The 10,348-nt window shown below is 69.1% G+C and carries 11 protein-coding genes; 2 read left to right on the top strand and 9 right to left on the bottom strand.

All coding sequences use genetic code 11. The features are described 5' to 3' along the window. From HUW62_RS07875 to HUW62_RS07850, 6 genes are all read right to left on the bottom strand, one after another. A partial coding sequence (locus HUW62_RS07875) for an Hpt domain-containing protein (RefSeq protein ID WP_176434044.1) occupies nucleotides 1-594 on the bottom strand: 594 nt, incomplete at its 3' end. After that, nucleotides 591-2,408 carry a methyl-accepting chemotaxis protein gene (locus tag HUW62_RS49620; protein ID WP_163861865.1) on the bottom strand — a complete coding sequence of 606 codons (1,818 nt, stop codon included), beginning with the start codon at nucleotides 2,406-2,408 and terminating at the stop codon, nucleotides 591-593. The genes HUW62_RS49620 and HUW62_RS07875, both read right to left, overlap by 4 nt. Next, entirely contained in the window at nucleotides 2,405-4,195 is a 1,791-nt protein-coding gene (locus HUW62_RS07865) for a methyl-accepting chemotaxis protein (RefSeq protein ID WP_163861863.1), read from the bottom strand. The genes HUW62_RS49620 and HUW62_RS07865 overlap by 4 nt, the downstream gene beginning before the upstream one ends. Then, the gene (locus HUW62_RS07860; protein ID WP_163861860.1) at nucleotides 4,192-4,566 is read right to left on the bottom strand and encodes a protein CrdC; all 375 of its coding nucleotides are present in this window, start codon (nucleotides 4,564-4,566) and stop codon (nucleotides 4,192-4,194) included. The genes HUW62_RS07865 and HUW62_RS07860 overlap by 4 nt, the downstream gene beginning before the upstream one ends. Nucleotides 4,567-4,569: 3 nt before the next feature. Beyond that, nucleotides 4,570-5,004 carry a chemotaxis protein CheW gene (locus tag HUW62_RS07855; protein ID WP_163861859.1) on the bottom strand — a complete coding sequence of 145 codons (435 nt, stop codon included), beginning with the start codon at nucleotides 5,002-5,004 and terminating at the stop codon, nucleotides 4,570-4,572. Nucleotides 5,005-5,031: 27 nt separating this feature from the next. After that, the gene (locus tag HUW62_RS07850; RefSeq protein ID WP_163862756.1) at nucleotides 5,032-5,784 is read right to left on the bottom strand and encodes an OmpA family protein; all 753 of its coding nucleotides are present in this window, start codon (nucleotides 5,782-5,784) and stop codon (nucleotides 5,032-5,034) included. A gap of 220 nt (nucleotides 5,785-6,004) precedes the next feature. Here HUW62_RS07850 and HUW62_RS07845 point away from each other — a divergent pair, with 220 nt between their 5' ends. Next, the gene (locus tag HUW62_RS07845) at nucleotides 6,005-7,504 is read left to right on the top strand and encodes a sigma-54 dependent transcriptional regulator (protein ID WP_163861856.1); all 1,500 of its coding nucleotides are present in this window, start codon (nucleotides 6,005-6,007) and stop codon (nucleotides 7,502-7,504) included. Nucleotides 7,505-7,520: 16 nt separating this feature from the next. On the opposite strand, the gene HUW62_RS07840 is transcribed toward HUW62_RS07845, so the two are convergent. Both HUW62_RS07840 and HUW62_RS07835 read right to left on the bottom strand, forming a co-directional pair. Beyond that, nucleotides 7,521-7,994, bottom strand: a complete 474-nt coding sequence (locus HUW62_RS07840) for a hypothetical protein (protein ID WP_255203304.1) — start codon at nucleotides 7,992-7,994, stop codon at nucleotides 7,521-7,523. Nucleotides 7,995-8,088: 94 nt separating this feature from the next. Then, entirely contained in the window at nucleotides 8,089-9,495 is a 1,407-nt protein-coding gene (locus tag HUW62_RS07835; protein ID WP_163861850.1) for a hypothetical protein, read from the bottom strand. Between the two features lie 294 nt (nucleotides 9,496-9,789). Between HUW62_RS07835 and HUW62_RS07830 the strand changes: the two genes are divergently transcribed. Beyond that, complete coding sequence (locus HUW62_RS07830) at nucleotides 9,790-10,053, top strand: hypothetical protein (RefSeq protein WP_163861847.1); 264 nt, start codon at nucleotides 9,790-9,792, stop codon at nucleotides 10,051-10,053. Between the two features lie 53 nt (nucleotides 10,054-10,106). Here the strand turns inward: HUW62_RS07830 and HUW62_RS07825 are convergent, their stop codons facing one another. Further along, the gene (locus HUW62_RS07825) at nucleotides 10,107-10,346 is read right to left on the bottom strand and encodes a hypothetical protein (RefSeq protein ID WP_163861844.1); all 240 of its coding nucleotides are present in this window, start codon (nucleotides 10,344-10,346) and stop codon (nucleotides 10,107-10,109) included. Between the last annotated feature and the right edge of the window lie 2 nt (nucleotides 10,347-10,348).

The following is a 10,348-nucleotide window of genomic DNA, read 5'->3' as shown; positions in this document are numbered from 1 at the left end:
CCCCATCCCAGCGCCCTGCACGAGAGTGCCGCGAGGTACGCCTGTGCCCTTGTCCTCCACCACCGCTGGAGCAGGGTTACCCGTGGCCAGCTCGGACGCCACGGCGGCGGCCCGAGCCAATGCGGCCAGCGACTCACCCGCGTCGACCCGGCGCGACACCGCGGGCTCCTGACCGACGACCTCCGACGAGCCAGCCCCCATCGACGGCCCATCCGCCTCCGCCCGGGTACACGCCTGGAGCCAGACCACGAGCCGCCCCACCTCGGGCGAAACCTCGGTCGACGGCTGGGCTCCCGAGAGCAGCAGCACCACGTCGGCGGCGCTGAGCAGCGCGTCCGTGGAGTCCGCCGACAGCGAATACCGCCGAGGCTCCGTGCAGCGGACCAGCTCCTCCATCTCGTGCACGAGCACGTTGATGTCGTCGAAGCCCATCATCCGGGCCTCGCCCTTGAGGCCGTGCAGCTCGCGCAGCGCGCCCCTTCCAGCCTCCGCGCTCGCCCCCGCCTCCAGCTCCATGAGCGCCCGGTTGATGCGCTCCAAGCGCACCGTCACCAGGTCCCGGAACTGCCTGAGGAGGCGCTCGCTCGGGTTCACCCGCCCTCCTCCCGCAGCGTCTCCTGGCCAATCTGGAACCGCTCCACCACTTCGCGGAGGTCCCTGGCCAGCACGAGCAGGTCCGTGTTCGCCGTGCTCACCTGCTTGGTGGCGTTGAGGCTCTGCTGGGTGATGCGCAGGATGTCCGCCATCGTCTCCGCGAGCTGGTCGGTGCCCGTCTGCTGCTGCTGCGTGGCCAGCGAGATGCTGCGCACCGCGTCCGACGTCTTCCCCGCGAGCTTCGTGATTTGCCGCAGCGACTCCGACACCTGCTGGGCCAGCGTCGTCCCCGTCTCCACCGCGCGCACGCCGCCCTCGGTGGCGGACACCGCCGCGGCCGAGGCCTCGCGGACCTCCTCGATGAGCCCCTCGATTTCCTTGGTCGACTCCAGCACGTTCTCCGCCAGCCTGCGCATCTCCGCGGCCACCAGCGAGAAGCCCCGGCCCACCTCCGCCGCCTTCGTCCCCTCCAGCTCCGCGTTCAGCGCCAGCAGGTCCGACTTGTCGGCCACGCCGTTGATGAACTCGACAATCTTGCCAATCTGTTGGACGCGCTTGTTGAGCCGCACCACCGCCGACGCAATCGCGGCGTTGTCCTGCTTCATGCGCTCCATGGAGCCCAGGAACGACTCCGCGCTGCGCTGTCCCTGCTGCGCGGCTCCCAGCGTCCGCTGGGCGATCTGCGCCACCGAGCCCGCGTTCTCCGCTATCTGTCGGGCCGAGCGCGCCAGTTCCTCTGTCGTCGCGCTCGTCTGGTCCAGCGAGCTGGCCTGCTCCGCGGCGCCCATCTCGTAGCGCCCGGAGGTGGTGAGAATCTCCTCGGTGGTGGCCGAAATCTGCGCCCCGGCGCGCTGCAGCTGCGACATCACATCCGCCAGGTGCGCCCGCATCGTGGTGAAGGCGGCGGACACATCCCAGATTTCATCCTCCGCCGGCACCACGCGGGGGCTGGCCAGGTCGCCCTCGGCGATGCGGCGCGCCTCGCTCGACAGCTCCCGCAGCGGCCGCCCCAGCAACGTGCCACCCAGGTACGCCGTGGCGAGCCCCAGCCCGAAGACGAGCAGCACCAGCGGCCCTCCCGACGCCAGCGCCTCCAGGCGCAGCGCCGAGGCCAGCTCCGCGCTCGGAGCTCCATGCTCCACCAGTTGGGCCAGCGCCCGCTCTCCCAGCGCCGAGGAGAGCTGCACCGACAACACCGCCGGCGTCACCACGGAGATGAAGGCGAAGGCCACCAGCCGCGCGCGAATCTCCGCCCGCCGGGGCATGGCCGCGATGAGCTGCGAGTGCGTCATGCCCAGCTCGGCCAGCCACAGCACCACCTTGCGCGAGCGCAGGATGACCAGGCAGTGCACCAGCAGCGCCGTCAGGGGACCGAACAACAGCCCCAGCCCGGCGATGCGACGGGACATGTCCACGTCCGCGCCGCCCGCGCCCCACAGCGCTGCCCCCAGCCCCACGGTGGTGAGCAGCCACAGCCCCAGCGAGCCCAGGAAGGACTCATCCGGCGCGCGCGTCACCTCCATCACCGCCGCCTTCAGGGACTCCGGCGTCGGCGAGATATCACCCCGCTCCAACCCACGCAGCGTGCGCAGCCGCCCGAGCGCCACGGCCGAGCCCACCACCATCGCCACGCCACACAGCAGCGCGCCCAGCCGGAGCAGCAGCGACAGCCGCCCGTCCACGGCCAGCGCGTCGGAGAGCGTGAGCCGGGCGTAGTGAAGCCCCAGCGCCGCGCCCATCAGGTTGGCCAGGGGCACCGGCAGCATCAGATGCCGGCTGAACGAGGCCCGCCGAGGGCCTCCGCGCGCGCTCATGCGTCCTCCCCGGCCACGACGTGGAAGCGCTCCACCACGCGCTTGAGGTCCCTCGACAGGGTGGACAGGTCCGCGTTCGCCACCGCCATCTGCTTGGTGGCCGCCGAGTTCTGCTCCGTGACGCGCAGGATGTCCCCCATGGCCGCGGCGAGCTGGTCGGTACCCGTCTGCTGCTGCTGCGTGGCCAGGGAGATGCTGCGCACCGCGTGCGACGTCTGCCGCGCCAGCTCCAGGATGAGGCTCAGGCTTTCGTCCACTTCGGCCGCCAGCACCGTGCCCGCGTCCATCGCCTTCAGCCCCGCCTCCGTCGCCATCACCGCCGCGTGCGTGGCGTCGCGAATCTCCGCGATGAGCTGCTCAATCGCCTTGGTGGACCGGATGACGTTCTCCGCCAGCCTGCGCATCTCCGCGGCCACCAGCGAGAAGCCCCGCCCCACCTCGCCCGCCTTGGTCCCCTCCAGCTCCGCGTTGAGCGCCAGCAGGTCCGTCTTGTCGGCCAGCTCGTTGATGAACTCCACCACCTTGCCAATCTGCTGCACGCGCTTGTTCAACCGCACCACCGCGTCCGCGATGGCCTGGTTGTCCTGCTTCATGCGCTGCATGGCGCCCAGGAAGGCGGCGGCGCCCCGCTGGCCCGTCTGCGCGGCGGCGAACGTCGACTCGGCGATGGTGGACACCGACTCCGCGTTGCCGGCGATCTGCTGCGCCGAGCGCGCCAGCTCCTCCGTCGTCGCGCTCGTCACGTTGAGCGAGCTGGCCTGCTCGTCCGCGCCGGACTCCTGCTCCCCGGACGTGGCCACCAGTTGCTCCGTGGTGGTGGAGATTTGAAGCCCCGCGCGCCGCAGCTGGGTGAGCGCCTGGCCGAGCTGCGCCTGCATCTGCGCGAAGGCGGCGGAGGTGGCCCACACCTCGTCCTCGGCGGCGATGACTCGTGGAGGACGCAAGTCCCCCTGGGCGATGCGGGTGGCATCCTCGGTGATGGCGCGCAGCGGCGCCGCGATGACGGTGCCCCCCAGGTATGCCGTCAGCAGCACGAGGATGGCGACCAGCCCCGCCACCGCCAGCCCTCGTCCGTCATCCGCCCGCCGCAGCGCCGCGTCCTGCTCCTCCGGCGAGTGGGCCCGCACCACGTCGTCCATGGCGCGCGAGGTGCGGCTGACGGTGGCGTCGAGGATGAACAGCGACGGCGTGAGCACCGCGATGGCGGTGAAGAGCACCATGCGGCGGCGGATATGCAGCCGTCGGGGCGGCGCCGCGGCCACCACCTCCATGGGCGACAGGCCCCGGGCCGCGATGAGCTCCACCGCCTCCCGGCAGCGGCGCACCACCAGCAGGTAGATGAGCAGCGCCGTCAGCGAGCCCAGCGACACGCCCACGAGCAGGATGCGCGGCCCCAGCGACAGGGGCGCGTCCACCCAGGGGATGAAGATGAAGGCCACCACCAACGCGCCCACCAGCCAGCTCTGGAGCGCGAAGGAGAAACACCGCTCGGGAAAGCCCCGGGCTTCCAACAACGCCGCCTTGAGATGCTCCGACGAAGCCGACAGCCGCCCGTCGCCCACGGCGTACAGCACGCGCAGCGAGCGCCGCGCATGCAGTTGGATGAGCCACAGCGACAGCGCCGTGACGAGGACGACGAGCCCCAGGAAGCGCGGCCACGACTCGACGGGAAGCGCCTCCGTCAGCAGGCCATGCAGCAGCGCCAGGGAGATGCCCACCGAGCTGGCGGGCGCCACCGGACGCGCCAGCCACCGGGCCAGGCCCCGCACGTCCCTGGGCCCCGTCATGCCGCCCCCCGAACCAGGCCCCGCAGGAAGCGCTCGAAGTCCGCCAGGCCCAACAGCGGCCACAGCACCCCGCGCGCCAGCACGAAACCCCGCAGGCTGCCCCCCGAGGCGTGCACCGTCACACAGGGCGCGGGAAGCACCGGGTGCGACTCCGCGTCGATTTCGAGCGTGTCCACCCCCACCGCGCCGCCCGAGGCCGCCACCAGCACCCGCATGGCGCCCGCCGGAGCCTGGAACGCCAGCCGGGCAGAGGCCGCGTCCGCCTCCTCACCGGGAGAGGAGATGGCGAGCACCTCGTGCGCGGCGAAGGCGAGCCGATGCGGGCCCGCATGGCAGAACAGCATGCCCCGGACGGGACTGGCTGGAGCCATGGGTCAAGCCCCCTGGCTGAGATGGTCGAAGAGCCCTTCGGGGTCGATGACGGCCACATCCCTGGGGCCACTCTTGGCGGGGCCCCGCAGGTGGACCTGGACGCCGGCGGAGCCCAGGGGCTCCAGCGCGCCCGTCACCGGGGACACACCCGCCACCGTGGACGCCGTGAGGCCGAGCGTGCCACGCGGCAGCCGCACCAGCACGGCCCGCCGCGAGGATTGGCTCACCCCCGCCACCAGCAGGCCCATGTCGACCACCGGGATGACCTCTCCTCGGTGGGCGAACACGCCCAACAGGTGGGCAGGGGAGCCCGGTACCCGCGTCAGCTCGGGGAAGGTAACCACCTCCGCCGCGCTCTCCGCGGGTACCGCGTACCAACTGCTACCGCAGGCAAAAACGAGATAGGACTGCCGCGCTTCCGGCTCGTGGACGGCCATGTGGCGCACAGCCTACCCCAGCCTCAACTAGCGCTGGAACTCGACGCGGCGGTTCTCGGACCAGGCGTCCTCGGAAGAGGCGTTGCTGGCCGGGCGGGTCTCACCGTAACCCACCGTCGTCACCGAGTTGGACTTCACGCCCAGGTCCGTCAGGTAGCGCTTGACGGCCTGCGCGCGGCGGTTGGACAGCTGGAGGTTGTACTCCTCGGTGCCGCGCTCGTCGGCGTGGCCCGCCAGGGTCAGCTTGCCCTGCTGGCCCGTCTTCAGGCACGTGGCCAGGTCGGACAGGCGCTGCTGGGCCTCCGAGGTCAGGGAGGACTCGTTGAAGCCGAAGCGCACCGGGCTCCAGTCGCACTTGTCGGCGGCGGCCGTCACGCAGCGGCCGGAGCTGCACTCCTGACCCTCACCGCAGTCGGAGTTGGCCGCGCAGGTGTCCGAGGGAACCTGGCAGCGGCCGGCCTGGCACTTGCCACCGGAGGGGCACGCCGAGTCGTCCTTGCACTGGGCCTCGGCGCACTTGCCGGCCTCGCAGATGCGGCCATCACCGCACTGGTTGTCCACCGTGCACTCGGGGGGCTTGGGCGCGCACTTGTTGCCCTGGCACGTAAAGCCCTCCTTGCAGTTCGCGTCGGTGGCGCACTCCTGGCACTGGCCCTGGACGCAGACCTCGCCCTTCTCGGAGCAGGTCGAATCGTCATTGCAGTTGGGGTAGCTGGGGGGGCAGCCGGTCAGCACGGCCATGGCAAGGCCGAGGCCCGCCCAAAGAGAAATCCGACGCATCATTCCTCCCGAAAATCTTGAAAACGAAAGAAGCACCCGCAGGGGGCGGGTATTCGGGTCGCGTGTAGTCGCAGTCGGAGGGGTGAGTCAAAGCATTTGTCCCTTTCGAGACACCCCCCCGCGCCCCGAAACCCTTGAATGTCCAAATAATTTCCGTGAGATTGTGGCCCTTGCCCGTGAAGCGGCCGCGTGACGTGGCCCCCGGCCGGGAGCGCCCCACATGCCCGCATCCGTCCTCATCGTCGATGACGAGAAGAACATTCTGCTGACCCTGAGCCAGTCGTTACAGCTTGCCGGGTATCAGACACATCTGGCGGCCAGCGGCCAGGTGGCGCTCGACGTGGTGAGCGCGCGTCCGGTGGACGCGGTGTTGATGGACGTGAAGATGCCGGACATGGATGGGCTGACGGCGCTGGCCCGGCTCACGGAGCTCAAGCCGGAGCTGCCCGTCATCATGATGTCGGGGCACGGCACCATCGACACGGCGGTGAAGGCGACCCAACTGGGCGCGAGGGACTTCCTGGAGAAGCCCATCGCCCGGGAGCGGCTGCTCGTCGCGCTGCGCAACGTGCTCAAGCACCAGGCGGCGATGGAGGAGCTCAGGGAGCTGCGCGAGCAGCTCGGGCGCTACGACATGGTGGGCAGCGGCCCGGCCATGCAGCGCATCTTCTCGCTCATCCAGCGCACGGCGCCCTCGGAGGGGCGGGTGCTGATTACCGGTGAGAACGGCACGGGCAAGGAGCTCATCGCCCGGGCGCTGCACCAGAACTCGCGGCGCAAGGCCAACCCGTTCGTGAAGCTCAACTGCGCGGCGGTGCCTCACGAGTTGATTGAAAGTGAACTGTTCGGCCACGAGAAGGGCGCCTTCACCGGAGCGGTGAGCGTGCGGCGCGGCAAGTTCGAGCTGGCCCACGAGGGCACGCTGTTCCTCGACGAGATTGGGGACATGCCGCCGGCCATGCAGGCCAAGCTCCTGCGCGTGTTGCAGGAGGGCGAGCTGGAGCGGGTGGGCGGCGCCGAGACGCTCAAGGTGGACGTGCGGGTCATCGCGGCGACGAACAAGAATCTGGAGAAGGAGATCTCCGCGGGGCGCTTCCGCGAGGATTTGTATTACCGCATCAACGTCGTCCAGATTCACTCGCCGCCCCTGCGCGAGCGGCGCGAGGACCTGCCGGACCTCATGGGGGCCTTCCTCCGCGAGGCGTGCGCGAAGAACGGGCGCCGCCCGCTGACGCTGTCTCCGGACGCGCTGTCGGTGATGAGCGCGTATGACTATCCGGGCAACGTGCGCGAGCTGCGCAACCTGGTCGAGCGACTGGCCATCCTCTGCGAGGGCCCCATCGTCACCCGGACGGACGCGCTGGAGCTGCTGCCCCGGGGGCGCGGTGGCGTGCCGCCTCCGGTGGAAGTGACGGCGGCGCTGACTCCGCCTCCGCCCACCGTCGATTCGGCCGTGGTGGTGGCGGCCAGCACGCCGGCTCCAGCCCTGGTGGCGCCCCCTCCCCCGGTGTCAGCGCCCGTCCAGGCGGGCTTCCAGCCCCGGGCCGACAAGACCTTCCGCGAACAGGTGGAGGACGCCGAGCGGGAGATCATCCTGTACGTGCTTGCCCATACCCACGACAACGTGACGGAGGCCGCGCGACTGCTGGACCTGGAGCGTGGACACTTCTACAAGAAGATGAAGGCGCTGGGGCTGCGGCGGGGCTCGTCCGAGGCATGACCCACGATGTCTCCGGTCAGGAGACAGTCCATCGTCCAAGCTCAAGGCGAAGATGGGCCGTTGAAGCCTCCGCGGCACCGCCGCGACAGGCCCTGTTCCTCAACTTCGATTTGTCCTTCTTGCTCAAATCCCTCCAGGGCTCGAATGGGTGCGCGGTTCGAGACCGCCAGAGAACAACGGCTCTCCAGCCACCTCGCAGCGACTGCTCATGGAGAAACGAAGCGAGCTTCTGACCAGGCGTCAGCAGCTTCAGGTCCGTGCTCAGGAGATAATCGAGAACAGCGGGCTGTCTTGCTTCAACGGCTCTTTCGATGGCGCTCGCGACGACCCCTGTTCGCAGGTTCGGGAAAGCCTGCTTCGAGAGCATGGACTGGACCTCGCTCAGCGAGCCCTCATCGATGAACCGATAGAGTTTTTCGGCACGCTGCTTCTCTCGCGCAATCGAGACGACCCAGAGCAAGACAAGCCCGGCGAATGGCAGGAGAATCATGAGCCAATCCATCAACGTCCTCATGGCCTCATCATATCATCGACACACCCGCGGAGGCCCGTGACGGAACATCACGGGCCTCCACCAGGCGGACTCAGAGTGGCTCGGCCGTCGCGCAGCTCGGGGACGCGCTCTCCGCCACTCCTCGCGTCAGGGACTTCCGGTTCGCGTCGGTGAAGGGAGACACGCCCAGCACCACGCAGGTCCGGTAGAGCAGCGCCTTGCTCGCGGGGAAGGCGGTGATGGGCGAGCTGAAGTCGTTGTTGAAGTACACGCTGGTGAGCGCCGAGCCGTAGAACGGGCTGGAGCCCCACGCGAACTTCTTCCCCGTCACGCCCGTGTTCGGATTGAGCCCGCTGTACTGCGCGGACTGGAAGGGCCACTCGCCCGCGGAGAAGTCCCCGCTCAACAGCGCCCGTCCCGTGGCCGCCTTCGTCGAGCCGTTGTTGGTGCTGTAGCCGCCGTACACGAGCCCCGCGTCCTGGCCCAGCTTCAGCTCCACGAGCCCCAGCTCGTACAGCACGCCCGTCCCCGAGTGGCGCGCGAGCAGGCTGTGATACTTGCGCGTGGCGCCGATGGGCTCGTTCCACGTCCAGCCCGCCTGCGTCGTCAACGAGCCCGCCACGGGGGACTGCGTGGTGAAGTGATTGCGCGTGTCACCCCACTGCACGTTGCTGAGCGGGGCCTGGGTGTCCGAGTCCGCGAACTCCACGACGCCGTAGGGCCCGCGCATGTCGAAGGAGAGCTGCCCCGCCACCGCCTCGCCCAGGTCCAACCGGGTGTCGAAGCGCGGGAAGTCCGTGCCCTTCTCGAAGACCCACCGGAGGGTGACGGGCACCATGAACTTCTGATGGGCCGCCAGCGCCGCGGGCGTATTCGCCGTCACATCCGGCATGGCGACGCGGGTGCCCCACTTCGGATAGGCCGTCGTGAAGGTATGGCTGGCGGACGTGGAGCCCGGAACGATGGCCGAGTGCGAACCCTGCACCGCGAAGCCGTACCCCAGCGGCGAGTCATCCTCTCCATGCAGCCCCGCGATGGTGCCGGACGAGCCGTTGTCGAACGTGCGGTACAGCTCGTGTCCGACGAAGTAGCCGAAGCCGCTCTCACCGCCGCCCGTGCCATCCACCGTCACCGTGCGCCAGTCCGCGCCGGCCTGGACCTGATACGTCAACTGGACGGCATAGCCTCCATTGCCCGCGGGCGTCTGCCGCTTCAGCGACACCGTGCGAGGGCGGCCCCGCGAGTCCGTCCACGTGTAGCGGTCCACCGAGTGTCCACCCACCACCGTGGACTCGCGAGAGACGCCGTCGCCCTGCTCCAGGCCTGGGTCCGTGGGGCCAGCGTCAGTCCCTGCATCCGAGCCACCGGCGTCCGGCGTGCCGGCATCACCCACTCCCGCGTCATCCGGACCCGGGTTGTCATCGTCCGAGTCACAGGCAGCGAGGCAGAGGGTTGTCGTCAGCAACGTCAATCCGAGCCATCGTCCGTTCGTTCGCATGTATCGCAGCTATCACGACTCACGACATCTGGCGCCAGCTCGGTTGCTTGATTCGTCACTCACGAGCCGTTCTGCTGAGATGACGACGGATGCCCTCGTGAAGCGCACGTGCCCTCAACGCCCATGACGGGGGACTCTATCGAGGCTCCATCGTCTAGACAGGCTGAAGGTTTCGTCCACGGTTGCTTGAAAACCCGGCGCGCACCGCGTCATCGGACGCACGGTTTCAGCGGAGTGTCCAATCACCTAATCTCGACGTGCAACATGCACCTGAGACCCGTTCCTGGAGGACGCATGCGAAGCATTCTCGGAGGACTGCTGGCGGCGGCGCTGTTCGTGGGCTGCGGTGGCGGAAACGAAGGCGGAGCCGAAGTCCCCTTGCCCGAGGGCGAGGTGTCCGCGCAGGCCATCTGCGACAGCCAGTACATCATCAAGTATTACGACAAGACCTATACGACGGTGCTCGGCACGATGCAGTGCGAGTGTGGCGCGTCGCCTGTCTACACCGGGGCCCTGACGCTCTATCCCAAGCGGTACAACCAGGGCACCTGTCCCTGAGTGACTCACGGCCCGCTCCCTGTCCCGGAGCGGGCCGCCCTCCTGCACGAGCCTCAGCAGGGAGTGCATTCCCTCACGGCATACTCCGTCCGCTGCCCGAAGAGCTTGCACGGCGTCCAACAACCACAACCTTCGGTGCCCACCTGTTGCGAGTACGTGTCGTCCGAGTAGTACTCGGTGAGACAGACATATCCACCACTGGCCTCCGCTTCGGACGGGCTCGACATCATCCCCATCGCGAACCCGAAGGGCATTCCCAGCACCATGCACACCGCGAGCAGCTTCTTCTTCATGT

It is taken from the genome of Myxococcus sp. AM011, from assembly GCF_013372595.1.
In the GTDB taxonomy this organism is placed as follows: domain Bacteria; phylum Myxococcota; class Myxococcia; order Myxococcales; family Myxococcaceae; genus Myxococcus; species Myxococcus eversor.
Note: the sequence above shows the minus strand (reverse complement) of the source record. Positions and strands in the feature narration are given on the sequence as shown.

Coding starts and splice junctions, on each gene's coding strand:
- HUW62_RS07860 (WP_163861860.1), bottom strand. CDS start 4,566: ATGGCTCCAGCCAGTCCCGTCCGGGGCATGCTGTTCTGCCATGCGGGC.
- HUW62_RS07850 (WP_163862756.1), bottom strand. CDS start 5,784: ATGCGTCGGATTTCTCTTTGGGCGGGCCTCGGCCTTGCCATGGCCGTG.
- HUW62_RS07830 (WP_163861847.1), top strand. CDS start 9,790: ATGCGAAGCATTCTCGGAGGACTGCTGGCGGCGGCGCTGTTCGTGGGC.
- HUW62_RS49620 (WP_163861865.1), bottom strand. CDS start 2,408: ATGAGCGCGCGCGGAGGCCCTCGGCGGGCCTCGTTCAGCCGGCATCTG.
- HUW62_RS07825 (WP_163861844.1), bottom strand. CDS start 10,346: ATGAAGAAGAAGCTGCTCGCGGTGTGCATGGTGCTGGGAATGCCCTTC.
- HUW62_RS07840 (WP_255203304.1), bottom strand. CDS start 7,994: ATGATTCTCCTGCCATTCGCCGGGCTTGTCTTGCTCTGGGTCGTCTCG.
- HUW62_RS07835 (WP_163861850.1), bottom strand. CDS start 9,495: ATGCGAACGAACGGACGATGGCTCGGATTGACGTTGCTGACGACAACC.
- HUW62_RS07845 (WP_163861856.1), top strand. CDS start 6,005: ATGCCCGCATCCGTCCTCATCGTCGATGACGAGAAGAACATTCTGCTG.
- HUW62_RS07855 (WP_163861859.1), bottom strand. CDS start 5,004: ATGGCCGTCCACGAGCCGGAAGCGCGGCAGTCCTATCTCGTTTTTGCC.
- HUW62_RS07865 (WP_163861863.1), bottom strand. CDS start 4,195: ATGACGGGGCCCAGGGACGTGCGGGGCCTGGCCCGGTGGCTGGCGCGT.